At 58.7% G+C, this 22,546-nt stretch carries 18 protein-coding genes and 1 pseudogene; 10 read left to right on the top strand and 9 right to left on the bottom strand.

Going from position 1 to position 22,546, the window contains the following annotated elements:
- Positions 1-25: 25 nt before the first annotated feature.
- The 6 genes and pseudogenes from AFK24_RS25465 to AFK24_RS32140 all read left to right on the top strand — a co-directional run bounded on the left by AFK24_RS25465 (position 26) and on the right by AFK24_RS32140 (position 6,660).
- On the top strand, positions 26-544 hold the full coding sequence (locus AFK24_RS25465; protein WP_065835858.1) for a sigma-70 family RNA polymerase sigma factor: 519 nt from the start codon (positions 26-28) through the stop codon (positions 542-544).
- Positions 541-1,467, top strand: coding sequence for a DUF4880 domain-containing protein (locus tag AFK24_RS25460; protein ID WP_065835857.1), 927 nt, complete (start codon positions 541-543; stop codon positions 1,465-1,467). Before AFK24_RS25465 ends, AFK24_RS25460 begins: the two co-directional genes overlap by 4 nt.
- 64 nt (positions 1,468-1,531) lie before the next feature.
- Positions 1,532-3,916 carry a TonB-dependent siderophore receptor gene (locus tag AFK24_RS25455; protein ID WP_240500446.1) on the top strand — a complete coding sequence of 795 codons (2,385 nt, stop codon included), beginning with the start codon at positions 1,532-1,534 and terminating at the stop codon, positions 3,914-3,916.
- A gap of 11 nt (positions 3,917-3,927) precedes the next feature.
- Positions 3,928-4,767: an alpha/beta hydrolase gene (locus AFK24_RS25450; RefSeq protein WP_065835855.1), complete on the top strand. Its 840-nt coding sequence runs from the start codon at positions 3,928-3,930 to the stop codon at positions 4,765-4,767.
- Positions 4,768-5,046: 279 nt separating this feature from the next.
- Positions 5,047-5,802: pseudogene (locus tag AFK24_RS32145) on the top strand (MCP four helix bundle domain-containing protein); the annotation flags it as partial.
- The gene (locus AFK24_RS32140) at positions 5,797-6,660 is read left to right on the top strand and encodes a methyl-accepting chemotaxis protein (protein ID WP_430962180.1); all 864 of its coding nucleotides are present in this window, start codon (positions 5,797-5,799) and stop codon (positions 6,658-6,660) included. The pseudogene AFK24_RS32145 and the gene AFK24_RS32140, both read left to right, overlap by 6 nt.
- Before the next feature lie 36 nt (positions 6,661-6,696).
- Here AFK24_RS32140 and AFK24_RS25440 read toward each other — a convergent pair whose 3' ends face one another.
- From AFK24_RS25440 to AFK24_RS25430, 3 genes are all read right to left on the bottom strand, one after another.
- Positions 6,697-7,839 (bottom strand): hybrid-cluster NAD(P)-dependent oxidoreductase, encoded by a 1,143-nt coding sequence (locus tag AFK24_RS25440; RefSeq protein ID WP_065836000.1) that lies wholly within the window; start codon positions 7,837-7,839, stop codon positions 6,697-6,699.
- Positions 7,840-7,848: 9 nt separating this feature from the next.
- The gene (locus tag AFK24_RS25435; RefSeq protein WP_065835853.1) at positions 7,849-9,105 is read right to left on the bottom strand and encodes an aromatic ring-hydroxylating oxygenase subunit alpha; all 1,257 of its coding nucleotides are present in this window, start codon (positions 9,103-9,105) and stop codon (positions 7,849-7,851) included.
- Between the two features lie 308 nt (positions 9,106-9,413).
- Complete coding sequence (locus tag AFK24_RS25430) at positions 9,414-10,334, bottom strand: LysR substrate-binding domain-containing protein (RefSeq protein WP_065835852.1); 921 nt, start codon at positions 10,332-10,334, stop codon at positions 9,414-9,416.
- Positions 10,335-10,449: 115 nt separating this feature from the next.
- Here AFK24_RS25430 and AFK24_RS25425 point away from each other — a divergent pair, with 115 nt between their 5' ends.
- Complete coding sequence (locus AFK24_RS25425) at positions 10,450-11,157, top strand: TetR/AcrR family transcriptional regulator (RefSeq protein ID WP_065835999.1); 708 nt, start codon at positions 10,450-10,452, stop codon at positions 11,155-11,157.
- On the top strand, positions 11,147-11,932 hold the full coding sequence (locus AFK24_RS25420) for a pyrroline-5-carboxylate reductase family protein (protein WP_065835851.1): 786 nt from the start codon (positions 11,147-11,149) through the stop codon (positions 11,930-11,932). Before AFK24_RS25425 ends, AFK24_RS25420 begins: the two co-directional genes overlap by 11 nt.
- Before the next feature lie 66 nt (positions 11,933-11,998).
- Here AFK24_RS25420 and AFK24_RS25415 read toward each other — a convergent pair whose 3' ends face one another.
- Positions 11,999-14,035 (bottom strand): NADH:flavin oxidoreductase, encoded by a 2,037-nt coding sequence (locus AFK24_RS25415; RefSeq protein ID WP_065835850.1) that lies wholly within the window; start codon positions 14,033-14,035, stop codon positions 11,999-12,001.
- Positions 14,036-14,469: 434 nt separating this feature from the next.
- Between AFK24_RS25415 and AFK24_RS25410 the strand changes: the two genes are divergently transcribed.
- On the top strand, positions 14,470-15,372 hold the full coding sequence (locus AFK24_RS25410) for a glycine betaine ABC transporter substrate-binding protein (protein WP_065835849.1): 903 nt from the start codon (positions 14,470-14,472) through the stop codon (positions 15,370-15,372).
- A gap of 113 nt (positions 15,373-15,485) precedes the next feature.
- On the opposite strand, the gene AFK24_RS25405 is transcribed toward AFK24_RS25410, so the two are convergent.
- From AFK24_RS25405 to xylA, 4 genes are all read right to left on the bottom strand, one after another.
- Positions 15,486-16,622, bottom strand: a complete 1,137-nt coding sequence (locus AFK24_RS25405) for a sugar ABC transporter permease (protein ID WP_065835848.1) — start codon at positions 16,620-16,622, stop codon at positions 15,486-15,488.
- Positions 16,623-18,179, bottom strand: a complete 1,557-nt coding sequence (gene xylG / locus AFK24_RS25400; protein WP_065835847.1) for a D-xylose ABC transporter ATP-binding protein — start codon at positions 18,177-18,179, stop codon at positions 16,623-16,625. It abuts the gene before it with no gap.
- Between the two features lie 100 nt (positions 18,180-18,279).
- Positions 18,280-19,281, bottom strand: coding sequence for a D-xylose ABC transporter substrate-binding protein (xylF, locus tag AFK24_RS25395; RefSeq protein ID WP_065835846.1), 1,002 nt, complete (start codon positions 19,279-19,281; stop codon positions 18,280-18,282).
- A 169-nt stretch (positions 19,282-19,450) separates the two neighbouring features.
- Positions 19,451-20,767, bottom strand: a complete 1,317-nt coding sequence (gene xylA / locus AFK24_RS25390) for a xylose isomerase (RefSeq protein ID WP_065835845.1) — start codon at positions 20,765-20,767, stop codon at positions 19,451-19,453.
- Positions 20,768-20,920: 153 nt separating this feature from the next.
- Here xylA and AFK24_RS25385 point away from each other — a divergent pair, with 153 nt between their 5' ends.
- The gene (locus AFK24_RS25385; RefSeq protein WP_065835844.1) at positions 20,921-22,120 is read left to right on the top strand and encodes a XylR family transcriptional regulator; all 1,200 of its coding nucleotides are present in this window, start codon (positions 20,921-20,923) and stop codon (positions 22,118-22,120) included.
- Here the strand turns inward: AFK24_RS25385 and AFK24_RS25380 are convergent.
- Positions 22,100-22,537, bottom strand: a complete 438-nt coding sequence (locus AFK24_RS25380; RefSeq protein WP_065835843.1) for a substrate-binding domain-containing protein — start codon at positions 22,535-22,537, stop codon at positions 22,100-22,102. The genes AFK24_RS25385 and AFK24_RS25380 overlap by 21 nt on opposite strands.
- Positions 22,538-22,546 lie beyond the last annotated feature (9 nt).

The following is a 22,546-nucleotide window of genomic DNA, read 5'->3' as shown; positions in this document are numbered from 1 at the left end:
CGTGTTTGTCTGTCTGAGGCGTTCCATGTCGCTCCATGAAACGGATTCGATCGTTTCTCTCGATATTTTGTATGGCACGCACCGCGGCTGGCTGCAGGGTTGGTTGCGGCGCTCGTTGGGGTGCTCGCAGCAAGCGGCGGATCTGGTCCAGGACACCTTTTTGCGTTTGCTGGTGCGCGGTCAGCCGATCAGCGCTCGTGCACCACGTGCGCTGTTGGTACGTATCGCCCGTGGTCTGGTGATCGACCATTGGCGTCGCGATGCATTGGAGCGAGCCTATCTTGAGGCGCTGGCGCAGTTGCCCGAGGCCAGCCATCCATCACCTGAGGTCCGTCATGAGGCGCTGCAATGCCTGGAGCGCATCGCGCGGTTGCTTGAGGGGCTTAAACCGGCGGTACGCGAAGCGTTTTTGCTGTATCAGCTCGGTGACCTGAGCCATGCCCAAGTGGCTCAGGCGCTGGGCGTTTCCAGTCGCACCGTTGAACGGCATGTGGCGAGCGCCTTGATGCATTGCTATCGAGTGTGCTTTGAGGCGCCACAGTGAGTGCGGCGGCCGAGCGCCTGCCGGAGGGCATCATCCGCACGGCCATTGAGTGGCAGATGCGCTTGCGGGCCAATGCCAGCAGTGCCGAGTTGCATAAGCAGTTGCTTGACTGGCGGCGTCACGACGCCCGGCATGAGCTGGCCTGGCAACGCTTGCAGCAAATGGGTGACTTGTTTCAGGCCAGCCAGTTGCCCGATGCCGCACGCACCATTCCGCTGTTGCGACGGGCCGAGGCTGATCTGAGCCGTCGACGCACACTGAAGTTGCTCGGCCTCGGTTTGGTTGCGGGTGGTGCAACGCTGCTGGTCACGACAGCACCGCCCGCCTGGCGCAGCGACATTGCCACGACCACTGGCGAACGTCGTCGGGTCGATCTGGGCGGTACTGAGCTGACGCTCAATACAGGCAGTGCAGTGGATGTACGGGGGCGCGAGTGGCTGCTGCGTACTGGTGAGGTGCTCGTGGACGGTGCCGACTGGCGTGTGCGCTGCCGTTTCGCTGAGTGTGAAGGCAGAAAGGCGAGGGCGGTGCTGCGTGAGCGTGATGGCTACAGCGAAATCCACGTCGAGCGCGGCGAAGTGTTGGTTTCCACCCCATTCGGGCAGCGCCGTCTGCAAGCGGGTAATGGGCTGGGCATTCATGCAACGCAGATGAAGGTGTTGGGCAAGGGGCCGCTCGATCCCTTCGCCTGGACCCGTGGCCTGTTGCTGGTCAACGATATCCGCCTGGTCGACTTCCTGGCCGAGGCTGGACGTTATCGTCATGGCTGGTTGGGCTGCGATAGCACGGTGGCCGACTTGCGCCTGTCCGGGGTTTTCCGCCTCGATGAACCTGAGGTCATGCTGCGCAACCTCACTCATCTGCTGCCGGTACACATCGTTGAGCGCACCCGGTGGTGGGTGCGCATCATGCCGCTGGCGTAAATAAGGTGTCGGACTTCTGCGGTTCGTCCGGTTAGGGATGATCACTTCCTGAATGGATACCGTCATGTTCCTTGCCAGACTTCCTCTGCGTGCCATTGCCCCGTTCCCGTCCCGTACTCTGCCAAAGGCTGTATGCCTGGCGTTGGCCTTGCTCGGGGGCGCGACGAACCTGTCGGCTCAGGCGGCATCGTCGAACACTGGGCAAGCCGCGGCTCCGAGCATTCCTGCCGGGTCGTTGCAGCAGGCGCTCAGCACCTTCGCCGAGCGGGCCGGTATTACCTTGTCGTATTCCCCACAAGCGGTGCGCGGCATGAGCACCCCGGGCCTGCCTGGCGGCGGATCGTTGGACGAAGGCTTGGCGAAACTGCTTGCCGGTAGCGGCCTGGTCGCGCAAAAAACCTCGTCCGGCTATGTGGTGCTGCCCGCCAAGACCGACGCCAGCTATCAACTTGAACCCACCAACATTGATGCGGCGACGGTTCAGAGTGCGTTCGCGCCAGTGGAAGGCTATTTCGCCAGCAATGCCAGCAGCGCCACCAAGAGCGACAAGCCGCTCCTGGAAACTGCGCAGAGCATCAGTGTGGTTACGGCCGAGCAGATCGCGGATCGCAAGGTCGACCGGGTCGAAGATGCCGTGGCTTACAGCGCGGGTGTGCGGGTCGGCAGCTCAGGGTTGGACCCGCGCTTCGACATGATCAGTGTCCGTGGTTTCGAGACCACCATCGGCGCCGACTTTCTCGATGGCCTGCGCCAGCCAGGCTCTGGCTGGCTGTCCTTGTACTCCACCGAGGCCTACAACCTGGAGCGCATTGAAGTGCTCAAGGGGCCGGCATCGGTGCTCTACGGGCAGATCAGCCCCGGCGGCATGGTCAATAGGGTGAGCAAGCGGCCGAGCCTGCTGGCGAAAAACGAAGTGCAGGTGCAGTCCGGCAACTACAACCACCAACAGGCGCAGTTCGATGTGGGCGGGCGCCTGGATGAAGCGGGGGATGTGCTGTTCCGTACGGTCGGTGTGTACCGCGATGCAGAGAACTATATCGAACAGTTGAACAACGATACCCGCCTGCTGGCACCTTCGCTGAGCTGGCAGATCGACCCCGACACCCGCCTGACAGTGCTGGCGCAGTATCAGGAACGCGAGACCGGCGCTTCGCCGATGCTTTATCAGGACGGCGATCATCTCTCCAATTTCTGGCAGGGTGACGAGTACTTTGACAAGCTCGAACAACGTCAGTGGACGCTTGGTTATGAGTTCGAACACGCGTTCAACGATACTTTCAGCGTGCAGCAGAACCTGCGTTACGGTCAGGTGGACACCACCAACCAGTACCTCCAGCCCAGCGACGCCGGCGATGGCCATACCCTCAACCGCTCGGCGATTGGTGTCTACGAAGACATGTCATCGCTGTCCACCGATACACGTCTGGTGAGTCGCTTCGCGACCGGAAATCTGCAACACACGCTGGTCACCGGCATGGACTACGCGTGGATCGATACGTCGCTGTTGTATGCCATGGGCGACGCACCCTCGATCGATCGTTACGCGCCGAACTATCACCAGTCCGTTGATCGACCCACGACTTCCCTGGCTGACGAGGACGGGCTGGAGCATCGCAGCGGCCTGTATCTGCAGGATCAGATCGAACTCGACCAATGGCGCCTGTCGGCAGGGCTGCGTCGTGATTGGGTCAAGGTGCATCGCTCGAACAACCTGAGTGGCGATAACAGCAAGACGAGTGATTCGGCGACCACCGGCCAGGTTGGCGTGCTTTACCTGTTCGACAATGGCTTGGCGCCGTACGTCAGCTACGCCACGTCGTTCCGGCCCGAAAGTGGTACCGACGCCAGTGGTGAACCCTACAAGCCGACCAAGGGCGAGCAGTACGAAGTGGGCCTCAAGTACCAGCCGCCGGGCACCAGCACGATGCTGACGGGCTCGCTCTATCACCTCACGCAAACCAATGTGCGCACTCGTGATCTGGCCAATCCCCTCAACAGCATACAAACGGGCGAGCAGGTATCCCGTGGCCTGGAACTGGAGGCTGTTTCCGACCTGAGTGAACGCCTGCGGATGACGGCGAGCTACAGCTTCAACGATCCGGAAGTCACCCGCAGCAACGACGGCAATGAAGGCAAGGCACCGATGAATGTGCCGCGTCATCTGGCCTCGCTCTGGCTGAATTACCGCCTGCCCATGGGCCTCGGGCTGTCCGGCGGCGCGCGCTACACCGGCAGTAACTACGGTAATGCGGCAAATACCGTGAAGAACGAGGACTACACCCTGATCGATGCCGGCGTGCATTACGACTTCGGTGGCGGTATGGACGGTGTACGTCTGGCCCTCAATGGTCGCAACCTGTCTGACAAGCGCTACATCAATTGCCAGGAAGGTTATTGCTACCGGGGTGAGGCGCGCAGTGTCGTCACCAGTCTGAGCTATCGCTGGTAAGGAGAGAGACGATGATTCGCACTTTATTGATGGTGTTGGGCGCCATGCTGCAGGTTGGTTTGTCGGTCGCCCACGCAGAGCCGGTGACCCTGGACGGTACCGAACAGTGGACGATGCACAGCGCGGAGGGCCGCGAGTATCGCATCATGATCAGCCTGCCTGAGGGTGATGTGCCTTACACCGGCGGTTATCCGGTGATCTACCTGCTTGACGGCAACGCCTATTTCCCGGCCTTCCATGCCGCCAAACGGGCGCAGAAACGGCTGCGTGGTTCGATTCTGGTGGCTATTGGTTACCCGAGCGATACGCCGCTGGACTTCGTGCGTCGGGCGTTCGACTTGTCACCGCCTGCGCCGCCTGCGCGCAACGATCCGCCGCAAGGTGGGCAGGAACTGTTCCTCGACTTCATTGAAAAGCGCCTGATGCCGAAGGTGGCCGAGCATTTCAAGGTCGATCAGGATCAGCGCAGTCTGGTGGGACATTCCTTTGGTGGCATGTTCGGCGTTTATACGCTGTTCACTCGGCCGACATTGTTCCAGCATGTGGTAGCGGTGAGCCCGAGCCTGTGGTGGCAGGATCGCTACCTGCTGGAGCCCGAGCGTGCCTTCAGCAAACGCGCGCATGCCGGGCAGTTGAACCTGACCCACAGCAGCCTGACGCTATTGATGGGTGAGCGCGACATGGTCCAGGCGATCCAGGATGCCCGTGCCTTGCAAGGGCGGCTGCAGGACTTGTCGCAGTATGGGCTGCGTAGCGACTTCCAGATCGAACCGGGCGAGGACCACATGTCGGTGCCGTTTCGTGTTCCTACGCGGGTGCTTGATGAGTTGATCAGCACCAGGCGTTTTTGAATGGCCGCGCATGCCTCGAGATTTGAGCAAGTGCATCTATTGACGACCAGTTCGCCAAATACGGTTTGCACTGGGGGTTGAACCGCCTTTTTTTTGATGCTGCAAAGCTGCGATGTCACTTGCGGTCGCCAGAGCGGCTTACCGCATGTCGTAAAAATCTTAACGGTGGGGAATAAGTTTAAGTAACGGGTTGCAACAGTCGATAACCCTTTCGAGCACAGCAATCCGTGGCTGGTTTTGCCCAGCTGACGACGCACATGCCAAAAGGGAAACCACTGGATGTCGATAAAATTACGCTTACTTTTGCTGATTGGCACCAGCTTGCTCACCGCCGTGATCGTCAGCCTGGTCAGCTATCTGGGCAATCTCCAGATGCGCGATGCAGTGAATGACAATGAAGTCAGTATGACCGCGCTACGTAATCATCTCGAAGCGGACATGATGCACGATGCGCTGCGCGGCGACGTGTTCTCCGCAATCCTGGTGGGGCTTGGGAAAAGCACCAGTACCAAGGATGAGGTACGTAGCTCCATCGCTGAACACGCGGAACACTTTCGTCAGATGCTCGGTGACAACCTCAAGCTGCCGGTCAACGACACCATCAAGACCGCCTTGAGCAAAATGCGGCCAAGCCTCGACACCTACATCAGTGCCGGCGAGCGCATCGTCGGACTGGCCCTGGATGATCCGAATGCTGCGCAGCTGCAACTGGGTACGTTCAATAAAGCCTTCAGCCAGCTGGAAGCCGAGTTGGCCGCCCTTAGCGAGTTGATCGAAACCGACACTCAGCTGACCGGCAAAGGTACCCAGCAAACCATCAGCAATGCCAACATGACCCTCGGCGGCGTGCTGCTCGCCAGCCTGCTGTTGCTGTTGATCCAGGGACGCTGGGTGATTCGCAGCATCATGGGTCCGCTGCAGTCCGCCAGCCGGATTGCCGACAGCATTGCCCATGGCAACCTGAGCGAATCTATTGTCGAGCCTGTGCAACGGGACGAAGCCAGCACGCTGATTCGCAGTCTGGCGACCATGCAGCGTGACCTGCGCGGCATGATCGAGGTGGTTCGCAGCAATGCCCAGGGCGTGAGTGGCATGAGCCAGCAATTGAGCAGTGGCTGCCATCAGGTAACCGGCAGCAGTCAACAGCAAAGCGTAGCGGCCAGCACCATGGCCGCTGCGGCCAGCGAAATGACCGCAAGCATTGAGGAAATCACCCGACACGCCGAGCGGGCGCTGCAGATGGCCAATCAGGCCGAGGAATTGGCCAAGGATGGCGGTCGCGTGATCCATCAGGTGGTCAACGACATGGACGGTATTGCGCGCTCCGCGCAGCAGTCGGCACAGGTGATCCGCACTCTGGACAAGGAGTCCGAGGGTATTTTCAGCATCATTCAGGTGATCAAGGGCATCGCTGACCAGACCAACCTGCTCGCGCTCAACGCTGCTATCGAGGCCGCCCGCGCCGGTGAGCAGGGACGTGGTTTTGCTGTGGTTGCCGACGAGGTGCGCAGCCTGGCCGGAAGAACCAGTGCATCGACCCAGGAAATTGCCAGCATGGTCTCACGCATCCAGCAAAGCACCCGCGAGGCTGTCACCAGCATGGAGGCTGGCGTTGCGCAGGTCGACAAAGGCATGGCAGTGACCGCCGACGTCGAGCGCGCCATCCGCGAAATCCTCGACGCCACTCTGAAAACGACTCAGCTGGTCAATGACATCACCCGGACCATCGGCGAGCAAAGCCTGGCCAGCAACGAAATCGCCCATCAAGTGGAAATGATTGCCAGCATGTCCGAAGACAACAGCCGGGTCATTGGCCAGACGGCGGCTACTACCGATGAACTGTCGACCTTAGCGGGCAAACTCTCGCAATCGGTGGATCGGTTTCGCCTCTGATGGAGTGGCGGGTGCTGTTCTCGTACGGTGCCAGACTTACAAATCCAGGATCAGGTCTGACGTCGGTTTGCTGCAGCAAAGCAGACGCAGCCCTTTGTCGATTTCACGCTGGCGGATACCGCCGTTGTGGTTCATTTCGACCGTGCCTTGCAGCACTGTGGTCTTGCATGTGCCACACACCCCTTGGCTGCAGGAGGAGGGCACGATCGCGCCAGCCTTTTTCGCCGCCGTGAGTATCGTCTGGTTGCCCGGCATGCTGAAGGTTTTACCTGAGCGGGACAGCGTGACGGTAAACAGGCCCTCCTGTTGATCGAGGGTGCGAGCCTGCTCGATGAGCGGTTCTTCGTTCAGCGCTGCGATATCGAAGCTTTCCTGGTGATAGTGCTGAAAATCAAAGCCTCCCTGTTTGAGCAGGGATTTGATCGCATTCATGTAGCCTTGCGGACCACAAGTGAACACCTCGCGCTCCTTGAAATCCGGCACCCGTTCGCTGAGCAGGGCCAGATCCAGGCGGCCGAACGGCCCAGCCCAATCAGGATCGACGCCGCGTCCTTCGCAGATATTCAGGACGCGCAGCCCAGGCATACGGGCCTGCATTCGGCTTAGTTCGTCATGGAAAATAATATCGTATGGGGTCCGCGCGCTGTGCACGAAGACGATATCCAGGCCGGTCGCCAGATCGAAACTTGCCCGAGTCATGGACATCAGCGGCGTCACGCCGGAACCCGCCGACAGATAAAGCAGCTTGGCCGCTGGACGGCCGACCGGTGTGAAGCTGCCAGCGGGGCCGGATGCGAGCAGCGTATCGCCTGCGCTTAAGTTGTCGTGCAGCCAGTTCGAGACTGTCCCGCCGGGAACGCGCTTGACCGTGATCGACAGCGCAAAGGGCCGCGTGGGCGAGGATGAGGCCGTATAGCAGCGCGACACGCTTTGCCCGGCGATGACCGGCGATACCGTGATGAACTGCCCTGGCTCAAAACTGATTGCGCTGAAATCCGCACACCGAAAGATGAAGGTTTTTACGTCGTGGGTTTCGTCGTGCACAGCGCAGCATTGCAGCGACTTCTGTTCGCCGCTGTTCCATTGGGCGCCGTAAGCGCTCCAGGTTTCAGTATCCGTGAATATCGATTGCGCGGATCCGGTACTGGCGATGGTCAGCGGCTTGGCATAGAGGGTCATGGTCATTGCTCACACGCCATGTGCGGCAAGCCGCGCGGCATACCAGCGAGAAAACTGATCAACGTAGGACTCGGTGAACGCCGAGAATGGCCCCGGTGTGTAGCCGGGATCCTGCGTACCGCTGTGAGTGATCGCAACAAGGTCGGCGTCCTGCTGATTGGTCGCTTTCCACACCTCGATCAGCTTGTCTACCTCGTAATCCACACCTTCTCTGGCGTCGGCGTTCACCAGCCATTTGGTGCGCACCAGGGTTTTGTCCGGCGCGAGGGGAATGATGTACGAAATAACCGCGTGATCACTCATCACGTGCGTCCAGGAGTTATGAGTCCATAGATGCACATCGCCCAGATCGCGGCGGGCAAGGTCACCAAAAAGACGTGTACATGCCACGCGGGTATCCAGGGTTTGCGATTCGCCATTGCCGGCGATAGCCAGCCGCTGGGTGCGAAATTGCGTCACGGCGTCCTCGCCCAGGTGTTCGACCTGATCGCACGTGAACCCGTCGTCTTCCCAGCTTTTCTTTGCCGCAGCATTGCGTTGTTCGTACTCATCCAGGGCTTGCAGCGACTCTTCGCTCAATCCATCCGTACAGAAACCGAAATCCTGGGGCAGGAAAGATGCAGTCAACTCCGGATGTGTCGCTGAACAGTGATAACACTCGCGATTGTTTTCGATGACCAGTTTCCAATTGCCGTTTTCGATGATTTCCGCTTCATGGGCAATCTTCGAGTGCGTCATGTTGTACGGGGCGAATCGCGGAACCATTGTCTGTTCCAGATAGGCGATATCTTCCGGCGGCTGGTCCCCGAGGCAAACGAATACATGCGTACCGAGCACTTTTGTATGCACAGGCATCAGGCTTTTACAGGTCGGATCGAAATCCTTGCCCATGTGGGCAGCGTGTTTGAGGCTGCCATCAAGATCGTAGGTCCATTGGTGGTAAGGGCACACCAGCATGCCCACGGTCGACTTGCCTGCCGACTTCAGCCGCGCTCCGCGGTGGCGGCACACGTTGCGAAATGCCTGTACCTGCTCATCGTCGTCGCGTACGACGATGATCGAGGACTTGCCGATGTCCAGGGTCGAAATATCCCCTGGCTCGGGAATATCAGCCGTGACGCCCACCAGGATCCAGTGTTTGCTGAAAAAGATGTCGACGTCGGTTTCGAAAATATCCGGGCGGCCAAACAACGCCCCCTGCATGCCATGACCAGGTGTGCGTGCGGCAACAAGTTCTCGTTGAGATTTCACGGCAATAGTTGTCATTACTAACCTCATGGGCGCGATATGAGTATCTGAATGGCAGTTATGAAAACGCTGCTGGCTGTACAAAGTGCACGCGATAACTGTGCAATAGCAGTAATCAAAGTTTGGGCAGTGGATGAGCAGCAGACTGAAGTGTTGATAAAAGAACTGGCCCCGGCATTCTGTGGCCGGATGTCGATGTATATCGAAAAGGGTCTGGTTTATACTCATCATCATGGCGGCTCGTTGTTGTTTTATCTGGAGTCTTTGCCTGTAGGAGATATTTATATAAGCAGCACATTGCTGACAAACGATTTTATGTCACCAGCTCATGAGTTTTTATCATTAATGACTCCGGCTTGTTGCATCAGCCATTCTCGAAATCTACCCACGACATGTTGGTTGCCGCCACGACCCGCGTGCTCCAGAAGACAGAATTGTGCATCGGTCTGCAGCACGTCATCGACTGGCTTGACCAGGTTGCCTGTTTCCAGATGGTTGCCTAGCAGGTGTGACCAGGCCAACGCGATACCCTGGCTGGTAAGGGCGGACTGAATCAACATCGAGTAGTTGTTGATGTTCACCCGATGACGAGGTGCGCGAGCTTTGTAGCCCAGTCGATCAAACCATTCTGGCCAACCGATCCAGTCCCTTTGGGAATCGTCCATCCATAACCAGGTTGCCGCACCGAACTGATCGATGTTGCGTATATGAGGATGGCGGTCCAGGTACTCTTTGCTGCAGACCGGAAAGACCTCCTCTGAAAACAGTGAGGTAGCGGTCATGTGTGCAGGCGGGGTGCGGCAGTAATACAGGGCAAGATCGCAATCGAGCCGCGAGTAATCCTTGGCCCGGTCATAGGCGATGATTCGCAGGTCGATGTCTTCGTTCAGGCGTTGAAAGTCGCCGACTTTTGGCAGCAACCAGAATGAGGCCATGGCTGAGCTGGTCATGACCGTAATCTGGCGGCCACCCTGCCAGCGGCGGATCTCTTCAGTGGCCTTGGCAACCTCGCGCAGCATCTGATCGACAGTCTTGTAATAACGGCTACCGACCGGACTCAGGCTTACTTCGCGGGTGTTACGTTCGAACAGGCTTTCGCCAAGGTAGTCCTCTAATAGCCGTATCTGCCGACTGATTGCTCCTTGCGTGACGTTGAGTTCCCTTGCGGCGCCGGTGAAGCTCAGATGGCGTGCGGCAGCTTCGAAAGCTACCAGGCTATTGAGCGGCGGCAGCGGCTGGATTTTCATGATGCGTGTTCTCAAAGTGCCGAAGGGAGTGAAAGTCAATCAAATGTACTCAGGTGTACATTCAAAGGGCATCGGAGTACATTTAAATTACACGTTTTTGAAGAAGGTTGCTCAGATGTCCCAGTTAGGGAAGGCACGTGGCAAGGCCCAGGATACCGGGTGGCGCGGGTCGCCGGAGGGATGGCTTGAAGCCGCCTATGATGCGCTCAAAGAGTCGGGCATCGATGCCGTTCGGGTCATGCCGCTGGCCAAGCGTCTCGGTTTGTCTCGAACCAGCTTCTATTGGTTTTTTGAGGACCGCGAGCAGTTATTGGCCGCCTTGCTCACGCGCTGGCGCGACACCAATACCGGTGGGTTGATCCGGCAGTGCGAAAGCTATGCAGAAAGCATTTCCGAAGCAATCCTGAATGTCTTCGAATGCTGGCTCAATCCCCAGTTATTCGACTCGCAGTTCGAGTTTGCGGTCCGTAGCTGGGCGCTGCAATCAAATGAAGTTGCCGCAGAAGTCGCAACCATAGACGAGCAACGAATAAACGCGCTGGCGAGCATGTTCAAGCGCTTCGGCTACGACAGCCAGGGTGCTGACGCGCGGGCTCGCACGATTTATCTGACGCAAATCGGCTATATCACCATGAACACCAATGAGCTGATTACCGTGCGTTTCCAGCGTATTCCCCATTACGTGAGCATTTTCACCGGGAAGGTACCCAAGCAGCGCGAGCTGGATCGTTTCTACGGCAAATTCGGCTATGCCGAAAAGGAACCCGGGATCTTCGTCCCATTAGCAGACACCTTCGAGGAGACGGCTGCCGATGACCAATGAGACGCTGGGTATCATTGGCGGAACGGGCTGGTTGGGTGGATCAATCGCAAAGGCAGTGCTGGCAAAGGCAGTGTTCCCGGCTGGCAAGCTGGTCGTTTCAAACCGATCGGGAACCCACCAGTTGGCACATCAGGGCGCCAGTCTGGCTACCGATAACCAGGAGCTGGTGATTCGCAGCGATCTGGTGATCATTGCCGTTCGTCCTGAACATTTCGCCAGCCTGAACATCAACGCGGCTGGCAAAGTAATCATCTCTTTGATGGCTGGAATTAGCGCGCGGACTATAGCCGCGCAGACATCGGCTTCGGCAGTCGTGCGGGCGATGCCCAACGCAGCGGTAGAAATCGAGCAGTCTTTTACGCCCTGGTATTGTTTTGGGGCGATCGATGCTTCGACGAAAAACCTCGTGCAGCGCCTGTTCGAATGCGTCGGCACTGCGGCTGAAGTTCAGGAGGAGGGCTTCATTGATTACCTTACAGCGCTCTCGGGTACGGGGCCTGCCTTTCCCGCCTTGCTGATGACGGCACTGAGCACCCAGGCAATTGTTGCCGGTATACCTGCTGATATAGCGCTACTTGCGGCGAAAAATGTCGTGATCAATAGCAGTCAGCTGCTGGCCTGTCGTGATGCACAGGAGATGATTGATGCCTTGGTGGCTTACCGAGGCGTGACGGCCGCCGCTTTGCAGGCAATGACTCACGGTCATTTTGAGGCGCTAATCGGCAGAGCGTTGCAGGAAGGGGCTGCGGTGGCCCGCAAAGGGCTTCAATCCTGATCAATCAAGCCTCATCCCGGTCTGGGCATTGAATTGCCCCTGATGGTTGAAGTCAAGGGCATGCCGTCAGATGTCTTTAACCAGCCGCAAAGCATCGTAGATGGCGGCATGGGTATTACGCGCCGAGACCGCATCGCCGATTCGGAACAGTTGGAAGCGGCCTTCCGGGTTGGTGATGATGTTCTGGGTTTTCCCCGCGATCAGATTGTGCTGTTCGACCGCGCCGCCGTTGCTCGAAAGGGGGCGCAGATCGAAGTACAAATCGTCCAGAGGAAGGGTGCCGTGATTGATTACCACCTGATCGACCACTCGCTGCTTGTGTACCTGGCCATAATCGCTGCCAAAGCGGGCTAACAATTTGCCGTCCTGCTTCTCTACGGATTCAACCCGATAGGTCACCGTAAAAGTCACGTCCAGGTCTTGCAGGCTGCGCATGTAAGGCACCAGGTTCATCGCCATTACTTCCGGCGCGAACGACCGGTCCGGTGTGACGATCTCCAGCGTTGCGCCACTGTTGGCGATGACTTCCGCAGCCTGCAACGCCGCATGGTCGCCAGCGTCGTCGAAGATCAGCACGTTCTTGCCGGGCTTGACGTCACCGGAAATGATGTCCCAGGTGGACACTACCAGTTCATTGCCCTGTTTCAGCACCTCGGTATCCGGCATGCCGCCAGTGGCGACAATCACTACGTCTGGCTCTTCAGCCAGCACCGTGTCGGCTTCGGCCCAGGTATTGAAGTGGAATCTCACACCGAGGCGTTCGCATTGCGCCATGCGCCAGTCGATGATGCTGATCATCTCGCGACGCCGCTCGCTGAGCGAGGTCAGGCGAATCTGCCCGCCCGGCTGATCGGCGGCTTCGAACACCGTGACGTCGTGGCCACGCTCGCCGGCCACGCGGGCGGCTTCCAGACCGGCCGGGCCGGTTCCAATCACTACCACCTTGCGTCTGGCAGGTGCTTTGGGGATCTCGTGGGGCATGGTGGTTTCGCGGCCGGTCGCGGCGTTGTGGATGCAATACGCCGCGCCACCTTGATAGATGCGATCCAGGCAATAGTTCGCCCCCACACAGGGGCGGATCTCTTCCTCACGCTTTTCGATGATCTTGCGCACAATGTGCGGATCGGTCATGTGCGCGCGGGTCATGCCCACCATGTCGATTTTGCCGGAGGCGATGGCATGCCGGGCGGTGGCGACGTCGGGGATCTTGGCGGCGTGGAATGTCGGGAAACCGGTCGCCGCGCGAATTTCGCCGGCGAAATCCAGGTGCGGAGAGTTGCGCATTCCCTGAATTGGAATCACATCGGTCAGGCCGGCATCGGTGTCGATGTGCCCGCGCACCACGTTGAGAAAATCAACCAGGCCGCTGTCCTTGAGCATGTGCGAAATAGCGATGCCTTCCCGCGCCCCGAAGCCACCAGCCAGATCCTCATCACCGGTGTAACGCACACCCAGCAGAAAATCCTCACCGCATTGCTTGCGGATGCCTCGCAAGATATCGAAGGTAAAACGTAAACGATTTTCCAGGGAACCGCCGTAAGGGCCGTCGAGGTCGTTGGTCAGCGGAGACCAGAACTGATCCATCAAATGCCCGTAGGCCTGCAGCTCAAGGCCGTCGAGGCCCGCCGCTTTCATGCGCTCGGCGGCATCGACGTAATCCTTGATGATCCGATCGATATCCCACTCTTCCATCTTCTTGGGGAAGGAGCGGTGCGACGCTTCGCGGCGGTGCGACGGCGAAACAACAGGCAGCCAATCGGCTTTGTCCCAACGAGTGCGACGCCCCAGGTGGGTCAGCTGAATCATCACGGCCGCGCCGTGCTCGTGGCACTCGTCCGTCAAGTCCTTCATCCAGCCGACCACTTCGTCCTTGTAAGCCAGGATGTTGTTGAACACCGGCGGGCTGTCGCGCGACACCGCGGCGGAACCTGCAGTCATGGTCAATGCCACGCCAGCCTTGGCACGCTCGACGTGATAGGCCCGATACAGCTCCTTGGGCATGCCATCGACCGGATAAGCCGGTTCATGCGAGGTGGTCATGATGCGATTTCTGAGCGTCAGGTTTTTGATTTTATAGGGTTGCAGCAAGGGATCGCTGGACATGTATTGCGCTCCTGGAACAGAACATCAGGCTTGGTTTGACATAACGGTATGTCGAATGTACGTATGTGTCAACGAGTAGGACACACATGTACATTTTGCTTGCGCCAGCAAAAATCCAGGATTAATATCCAGCAAACACGGGCTGATCTGGCTCATTCGAGCAAAAACGCGCTGTGGGGGAAGGCTGATCGGTGCGATGCAGATCAACGCCCACAACTCATGGGAATTCATGGGTCAGCTACGCAACGTCAGATCGCGCCCATGGGCGGAGGAGGGCCGAACTACCGGAATGGACAGTGATTTCGCCTAACAATAATTCATCCAGCTCTAACCTGAATGCCCTTGTGATCGCGATGTCGTTTTGCGTTCATGAGATAACTTGATTCATCTACTGCCCTGCCAATAACTATTCATACAGTACGCGGAGATGCACCATGATTACGTTATCCAGTAAAACTCTTATTGGCTGGTTTGCGGCCTGGACTATGGCCTCATGCAGTCTGGTCGCTCATGCTGCCGACCCGGCACCTATCCGTATCGGCTGGGTAAACTGGTCGGACACCGAAATCGCGGTAAAGCTGGCAAATGCCGCCCTGGAAGACCGCCTCAAGCAACCCGTCAAATTGGTTCTTGCGGACATTGGTATTCAGTTTCAGGCGGTGGCCAACGGCAATATCGACCTGATCCCGATGGTCTGGTTACCGAGTACCCACAAGGCGTTCTATGACAAATACCGCGACAAACTTGAAGATCTCGGTGTGCTGTATGAAGGCCGGATCGGCATGGCGGTGCCCACTTCTATTCCTGTCAGTGAGATTGCCAGTATCGAAGACCTCAACAAGCCAGCGGTGCGGGAGAAACTGGGCGGCAAGATCCTGACTTCCGAAGTGGGTAACGGCCAATACAAACTTACGGAAAAGGCCATTCAGGAATACAACCTCGACGGCTATAAGATGGTTGCTTCATCAGAGTCTGGAATGCTGAGCGAACTGGATCGCAATCTAAAACGTGACAAATGGTCGTTGATTAACGCGTGGAGCCCGCACTGGATGTTCTCCAAGTGGCCCCTGCGCTATCTGGATGACCCGAAACATGTTTTCGGTGGGGCCGAGCAAATCCACGCGGTCGCCCGCAAAGGCTTCAGTGCCGAGCACCCCGACGTTGCGCGGTTCTTTGCCAACTTCAAGCTTCCTCAAGCTGATCTTGAGAAGTTGATGGCCGCAGCGCGTGACAGCTCGGCAGACAAGGTCGTTGCAGAGTATTACGCGGCCAACAAGCCTCGTTTTGCGGCCATGTTTGACGGTCAAACTGCAGCTACCACGGCGGGGCAGCCGTGATCATCGCATCCATGTAGTTATTTTCAGGGCGATGTCCTTCACTGAGGGTGAAGGGCAGCCGCTGCTTCAGGCCATGGATAGCGATGTGCATATCCATCTGAATCCAGTTCGGCTCAGCGGCGCCCGGTCCGGGTGCTCACATCCACCCACACTGCCAGCACCAGAATGCTGCCTTTGACGATCATCTGCCAGTAGCTGTCCACGTCGAGCATGGACATGCCGTTGTCCAGGCTGGTGATGACCAGCGCGCCGAGGAGGGCGCCGTAAACGGTGCCAGAGCCGCCGCGCATGGAGGTGCCGCCGATGAAGCAGGCCGCGATGGCGTCGAGTTCGCCCATGTTGCCGGCCGAGGGCGAGCCTGCGGCCAGGCGTGCGGTGTTGACCACTCCAGCGAGGGCGCACATCACGCCCATGATGCCGAAGATCCACAGCTTTACGGCCTGCACGTTGATGCCGGACAGGCGCGTGGCTTCCATGTTGCTGCCCACCGAGTAGACGCGTCGGCCGAACACCGTCTGGCTGGTCACGTAGCTGAACACGCCAAGCAGAATCAGCAGAAGCAGCACCGGAACCGGGATACCGTCGTAGCTGTTGAGGGTGTAGACGAAACCCGCCAGCACCACGCCAATCAACGCCACGCGCAACACGTCCCGCACCAATGAGTATGCCGTCAGGCCATGGAGGGCACGATTGCGGCGCTGTTTCCAGGTCAGGAACAGCGTGAAGGCGAACAGCAGTACGCCGAGCCCGGCCCCAACCGTGTGCGGCAGATAACCCTGGCCGATATAGACCAGCTGCGGCGACACAGGCGCAATGGTGGTGCCGCCGGTAACCCCCAGTAGAATTCCGCGAAATGCCAGCATGCCTCCCAGGCCGACAATGAATGACGGGATGCGCAGATAGGCTGTCATGTAGCCGTTACCCAAACCAATTACCAGGCCGCACAAGGCAACCAGGCTCAGGTTCGCCAGCAGCGGAATGTGATAGACCACATCGAGAATCGCCGCCAGGCCGCCCAGCAGGCCAAGCAATGAGCCCACCGACAGATCGATTTCACCGCTGATGATCACCAGCACCATGCCGCAGGCGAGGATCCCGGTAATGGACATTTGCCGCAGCAGGTTGGAGAGGTTGCGCGGGGTCAGGAATCCGCCGTCGGTCTGCCAGCTGAAGAACAGCCAGATAACCGCCACGGCAATCACCAGAGCGAGCATTTTGTAACGGCTGAAAAGTTGTTTGACCTGATTCATCTACGCGGACTTCCGATCATTGCTGTCAGGTTCATCGGAATGGCTGAGCGCGGCGGCGAGCACCTGTTCCTGGCTGAGTTCGTGGTTGATGAAGTCGCCACGCAGCTGACCTTCGCCGATCACCAGCACGCGGTCGGAAACCCCCAATACTTCGGCGAGCTCCGAGGACACCATGATGATCGACACCCCTTCGGCCGCCAGCGCGCCCATCAGCTTGTAGATCTCGTACTTGGCGCCGACATCCACGCCTCGGGTGGGTTCATCGAGAATCAGCACGCGGGGTTTGGTCAGGAGCATCTTAGCCAACACGGCTTTCTGCTGGTTGCCGCCGGAGAGACTGGTGATCGGCAGGAACGGGCTCGCGGTCTTGAGGTGCATGCGCGAGATTTCCCTGTCAATGCTGCCCAGTTCGGCTTCGGCGTCGATGCGGGTCATTTTCGCGTAGGTGTCCAGGATGGCCAGGGTGATGTTCTGGCCGACGCCCAGGTCCGGAATGATGCCCTGGCGCTTGCGATCCTCAGGGACCATGCCCAGCCCGGCGCGAATTGACTTGAGGGGCGTGCGCGTGTCGATCCGTTGGCCCTCCAGCCAGACTTCACCTTCGTAACGCCCGGGGTAGGCGCCGAACAGTGCCGACACCAGTTCCGTGCGACCGGCGCCGACCAGCCCCGCGATACCGAGGATTTCCCCGCGCTTGAGCACGAATGAAATGTCGTCAACCCGTTTGCGCTTGGGGTTGTCGACGTCGTAACAGGTGACATGGCGCGCCTCGAAAATCACCTCGCCGATCTCATGGGGTTCGGTGGGGTAGAGATTGCTCATTTCCCGTCCGACCATCTGCGTGATGATCTTCGGGATGTCCATGTCCGCCATGGCGGTAGTCGCGATGTGTTTGCCGTCGCGGATGACCGAAATGGTGTCGCACACGGCTGCCACCTCATCGAGCTTGTGGGAGATATAGACGCAGGCAACGCCCTTGGCCTTGAGGTCGCGAATGATGTCCAGCAGCACCTCGATTTCCGAACGGGTCAGGGCCGATGAAGGCTCATCGAGGATCAGCAGGCGCGCTTGCTTATTCAGTGCCTTGGCGATCTCCACCAGTTGCTGGTAGCCACCGCCGTACTGTGAAACCGGCAGCGACACGTTCATGTCCGGCACTTTGAGTTCACGCATCAGGGCTTCGGCCCGGTGGATCATCGCCGGGTAGTTCATGCGCCCGCCGGGCAGCGTCAGCTCGTGACCCATGAAGATGTTTTCAGCCACTGACAAATCCGGTACCAGCGTCAGCTCCTGGTGAATGATAACGATCCCGGCGGCCTCGGTTTCGCTGATGGATTGCGCCTTGAGCGGTTGACCGTTCCAGAGAATGTCTCCCTCCCAGGTGCCGTAGGGGTAGACCGCCGACAGGACTTTCATCAACGTGGATTTGCCGGCGCCGTTCTCGCCGCACAGGCCGACGCATTCACCCGGCTTGACCTTGATGTCGATGCCATTCAAGGCTTTGACACCGCCGAAGGTTTTGACGATACCGTTCATTTGCAGCAGGTAGTCAGACATGGCGAAGCACTCACAGAAAAGCAACAGGCGGGGCGGCAGGGCTGGCCTGCCGAGAGCCCGACAGGACCAGGTTCACCTGGCCCTCGGGGTTGCGCTCAGGTCACTGCCCGGCAATCTGTGCCTTGGTATAGAACCCGTCTTTTTCCAGCAGATCGATGTTGTCCTTGGTCAACGGGATCGGGGTGAGCAGGATGGTGTCGACTTTCTTGCTGCCATTGTCGTATTGCGAGCCGTAGGTGGGTTTCTCGTTACGCGCCAGTTGCACCGAGAGCTTGGCGGCTTCCGACGCGATCAGTTTCAGCGGCTTGTAGACGGTCATTGTCTGGGTGCCATCGATGACCCGCTTGACTGCCGCCAGGTCTGCGTCCTGGCCTGAGATCGGCACCTTTCCGGCCAGTTTCTGCGCGGCCAGAGCCTGAATGGCACCGCCTGCGGTGGCGTCGTTGGAGGCGACGATACCGTCGATCTTGTTGTTGTTCCGAGTCAGGGCATTTTCAACAATGCTCAACGCTTCAGTGGCGTTCCATTCCTTCACCCACTGTTGGCCGACAATCTTGATATCACCCTTGTCGATGGCCGGTTGCAGCACTTTCATTTGCCCTTCGCGCAGGACCTTGGCGTTGTTGTCCGTGGGGGCGCCGCCGAGCAGGAAGTAGTTACCTTTGGGCGCTGCTTTCAGCACCCCGGCGGCCTGCATCTCGCCGACTTTTTCATTGTCGAAGGAAATATAGGCGTCGATATCGGCGTTCAGGATCAGTCGATCGTAGGACACCACCTTGATCCCGGCCTTCTTGGCCTCGGCGACGGCGTTGGTCAGCACGGTGGCGTTGAACGGCACGATGACGATCACATCGACGCCACGGGAGATGAGGTTTTCGATCTGGGAAATTTGTTTTTGCTCGTTGGCATCAGCTGACTGGACGAAGACCTTGGCATCCATTTTTTCCGCCGCCGCGACAAAGTAGTCACGGTCTCGTGACCAACGCTCCAGACGCAGGTCATCAATGGAAAAACCGATTTTCGGGTGAGCAGGATCGGCCATGACCGGAAGCGAAAGCAGGGCGAGGGCGCCAGCGAGTAACGTGAGTTTTACTTTTTTCATTGTGGTGCGTCCTTTTATTGTTGTTTGAAGACACTTCCTGACGATGAACACGGTGCCGGTAGAACTGTAGAGAGTCGCAGGCCGCCGCGAGCACAGATTTGTCGCGAGAATGTAACCGCTCGGTTGCGGCCGCAGACTCACGGCCGTCGGCGGTAAGGTTTGTCTACTGTCAGGGGTAGATAAACCGGTTGACCACACCTTCGAGCATCTCCTGCCGACCACTGACGGCCTGGGGGTTCAGCTCGTTGGCGAAGGCATGTTCGGCCAGTGATTCAAGGCTGAACTCACCCGCCAGCACCGCCTGACCAAACGGCTGCTGCCAGCCGGCGTAGCGTTGATCCTTGAATTGCTGGAGCTGATCGTTCTCCACCATGGACGCTGCGCGCTCCAGCGCCAGGGCGAGGACGTCCATGGCGGCGACGTGGCCATAGAACAGATCGACCTCGTCTACGCTCTGGCGCCGGACCTTGGAATCGAAGTTGAAGCCGCCATTGGTGAAGCCACCGGCTTTAAGGATTTCGTAGGTGGCGAGGGTCATCTCCTCGACGCTGTTGGGGAACTGGTCGGTGTCCCAGCCGTTCTGCGGATCGCCACGGTTGGCGTCGATGCTGCCGAAGATCCCCAGCGAGACGGCCGTAGCGATCTCGTGATGGAAGCTGTGCCCGGCCAGGGTTGCGTGGTTGGCCTCGATGTTGACCTTGATCTCGTTTTCCAGACCGAACTGTTGCAGGAAACCGAAAACCGTGGCGCTGTCGTAGTCATATTGGTGCTTGGTCGGCTCCTGCGGCTTGGGTTCGATCAACAGGTCGCCTTTGAAACCGATCTTGTGCTTGTGCTCGACCACCATGCGCATGAAGCGGCCCAATTGTTCGCGTTCATGTTTCAGATCGGTATTGAGCAGGGTTTCGTAGCCTTCACGTCCGCCCCACAGCACGTAGTTGGCACCTTTGAGGCGCTGGGTGGCGTTCATGGCGCTGAATACCTGGGCGGCAGCGCAGGCGAACACTTCCGGGTCCGGATTGCTGGCGGCGCCTGCGGCAAAGCGCGGGTTGCTGAAGCAGTTGGCGGTGCCCCACAGCAGCTTGATCCCGGTTTGTTCCTGATGGCGCTCCAGGTGGTCGATCATCTGTGCAAAGTGGTTGCGATACTCTTTCAGCGACGTGCCTTCGGGTGCGACATCGGTGTCGTGGAAGCTGTAGTAGTTAATGCCCAGTTTGGAGAAGAACTCGAAAGCCGCGTCGGCCTTGCCGATGGCCAGCTCCATCGGTTCCCCGGCGTGTTGCCACGGGCGCTTGAAGGCGCCGACGCCGAACATGTCAGCCCCCGGCCAGACGAAGGTATGCCAATAGCAGGCAGCCATGCGCAGGTGCTCGCGCATGGGTTTGCCGAGGACAAGCTTGTTGGCGTCGTAATGGCGGAAGGCAAGGGGCGAGTCGCTGGCGGGGCCTTCGTAGCGGATCTTGTCGACAGCGGGGAAGTAAGGCATTTGCAATTTCCTTGTTGTTCTTGGCGGTGTCCCGATACTAACGCCGGCTCTGGGGGCGTTGATTATGAAAATCACCAATGCGCAGTTCGATTTTGCGTATTGAGATTCGTCGTTTGCGCGCCTAGTCTGTGTTGATCGGCCCAGGTTAAAACAATGAAAACCGTACCTCCCGTTCACCGCATTGCGCTGTTGTTCAACGGCAGCAAGATCTACGACCGCGGCATCATCAGCGGCATCGGCAACTACCTGAGCAGCACCCGCGCGTCCTGGGACTTGTTTCTTGAGGAGGATTTTCTCTGCCGGTTGAAAGGGATCGAGCGCTGGCAGGGCGACGGGATCATTGCCGACTTCGACGACCCGCTGATCGGCGAGGCGCTGGCCGGGATCAAGTTGCCAGTCGTTGCGGTCGGCGGGTCGTATCAGGATGAGCGCGCCTATCCAAAAGGTATTCCCTACGTCGCCACCGACAATTACGCGCTGATGAAGTTGGCGTACGAGCACCTTATCCAGGCCGGCTTGACGCGTTTTGCCTGCTTCAGCCTGCCTGAAGCACAAGCCAATCGCTGGGCGCAGGAACGGGAAAAAGCCTTTCGCCGGCTGCTGCAGCGCGATGGCTTGCCCGTCGAGGTCTATCGCGGCATGGGCACCAGCGCACCGCTCTGGGACAGCGCCGTCGAACAGCAGATTGCCTGGCTGCAAAGTCTGCCCAAACCCATCGGCATCATCGCCGTCAGTGACGCCCGTGCCCGGCAGCTGCTGCAGGCCTGCCTGACCGCCGGGATCGTGGTGCCGGAGCAGGTGGCGTTGATCGGCATCGACAACGACCCATTGACCCGCAGCCTGACGAGAGTGCCGCTGAGTTCAGTGATTCAAGGCACCGAAACCATGGGCCGGACCGCTGCGCACCTGCTCCATCAGATGCTGCACGGCATGCCGTCCACGGGCACGCAGGTTCTGATACCGCCTGAGGCAATCAACGTGCAGACCTCAAGTCTGCATCAACCACTGGGTAATCCCTATGTCATGCAGGCGCTGCTTTTCATTCGCCAATATGCCTGTCAAGGCATCAAGACCGCACAGGTGGCGGGGTACGTCGGCGTGTCGCGCTCATCGCTGGAGTCGCACTTTCGCAAGGTGCGGGGCTGTAGCGTGCATGACGAGATCCTGCGCTTCAAACTGGCAGCGGCCGCTAGCGGATTGGAAAACACTGATTCGGCGATTGCCGATATCGCCCAGAATTGCGGCTTCAAATCGGCGCAATACCTGCACACGGTGTTCCGTCGTGAATTCGGCTGCACACCACGCGAGTATCAGCAGGTCAATGATGAACACTCATTGGGCGGAGGGCGGTAGGGCTCTGACGCTGCCGTCCACATCACGCGCCTCGATATAGCCAATGCTATCGGGATTTGCGGCAATACGTTTCTTGACCTCTGCGCTGTTTGAAAGCGCCAGCGGAGGCTGCCCTCTGCCGGTAAAGATAATTTTCGACCAGTGCGCCTTGAGCTGGGCCGCGGACTTGCCCGTGAACTTCGAGTAGAACTCATCGCGGGTCGGCGAATCTTCGGTCTGATCAATCGGCACGGCCTGCCCACCGTCCGGGAAACGACTGGTCTTGCCCAGGAAGATATCCGCCACCTGATTACGCGCCAGTACTTTCACCGGGCTGGAGGTGGCGACTACCACTACCACATCGGCCCTGACGATAGCGCTGGCTACGCACATGACGAACCCCGCTACAGCGAATCCGATGAATTTCACAAACCGCATGGCCTGCTC

Source organism: Pseudomonas syringae (assembly GCF_001698815.1).
GTDB lineage: Bacteria > Pseudomonadota > Gammaproteobacteria > Pseudomonadales > Pseudomonadaceae > Aquipseudomonas > Aquipseudomonas syringae_A.
This window is presented reverse-complemented; position numbering and strand designations above follow the sequence as displayed.

Excerpts from the sequence above, each read along its gene's own strand:
- AFK24_RS25465 (WP_065835858.1), top strand. The coding sequence starts at position 26 with ATGTCGCTCCATGAAACGGATTCGATCGTTTCTCTCGATATTTTGTAT.
- AFK24_RS25455 (WP_240500446.1), top strand. The coding sequence starts at position 1,532 with ATGTTCCTTGCCAGACTTCCTCTGCGTGCCATTGCCCCGTTCCCGTCC.
- AFK24_RS25450 (WP_065835855.1), top strand. The coding sequence starts at position 3,928 with ATGATTCGCACTTTATTGATGGTGTTGGGCGCCATGCTGCAGGTTGGT.
- AFK24_RS32140 (WP_430962180.1), top strand. The coding sequence starts at position 5,797 with ATGCAGCGTGACCTGCGCGGCATGATCGAGGTGGTTCGCAGCAATGCC.
- AFK24_RS25440 (WP_065836000.1), bottom strand. The coding sequence starts at position 7,839 with ATGACCCTCTATGCCAAGCCGCTGACCATCGCCAGTACCGGATCCGCG.
- AFK24_RS25435 (WP_065835853.1), bottom strand. The coding sequence starts at position 9,105 with ATGACAACTATTGCCGTGAAATCTCAACGAGAACTTGTTGCCGCACGC.
- AFK24_RS25430 (WP_065835852.1), bottom strand. The coding sequence starts at position 10,334 with ATGAAAATCCAGCCGCTGCCGCCGCTCAATAGCCTGGTAGCTTTCGAA.
- AFK24_RS25425 (WP_065835999.1), top strand. The coding sequence starts at position 10,450 with ATGTCCCAGTTAGGGAAGGCACGTGGCAAGGCCCAGGATACCGGGTGG.
- AFK24_RS25420 (WP_065835851.1), top strand. The coding sequence starts at position 11,147 with ATGACCAATGAGACGCTGGGTATCATTGGCGGAACGGGCTGGTTGGGT.
- AFK24_RS25415 (WP_065835850.1), bottom strand. The coding sequence starts at position 14,035 with ATGTCCAGCGATCCCTTGCTGCAACCCTATAAAATCAAAAACCTGACG.
- AFK24_RS25410 (WP_065835849.1), top strand. The coding sequence starts at position 14,470 with ATGATTACGTTATCCAGTAAAACTCTTATTGGCTGGTTTGCGGCCTGG.
- AFK24_RS25405 (WP_065835848.1), bottom strand. The coding sequence starts at position 16,622 with ATGAATCAGGTCAAACAACTTTTCAGCCGTTACAAAATGCTCGCTCTG.
- xylG (WP_065835847.1), bottom strand. The coding sequence starts at position 18,179 with ATGTCTGACTACCTGCTGCAAATGAACGGTATCGTCAAAACCTTCGGC.
- xylF (WP_065835846.1), bottom strand. The coding sequence starts at position 19,281 with ATGAAAAAAGTAAAACTCACGTTACTCGCTGGCGCCCTCGCCCTGCTT.
- xylA (WP_065835845.1), bottom strand. The coding sequence starts at position 20,767 with ATGCCTTACTTCCCCGCTGTCGACAAGATCCGCTACGAAGGCCCCGCC.
- AFK24_RS25385 (WP_065835844.1), top strand. The coding sequence starts at position 20,921 with ATGAAAACCGTACCTCCCGTTCACCGCATTGCGCTGTTGTTCAACGGC.
- AFK24_RS25380 (WP_065835843.1), bottom strand. The coding sequence starts at position 22,537 with ATGCGGTTTGTGAAATTCATCGGATTCGCTGTAGCGGGGTTCGTCATG.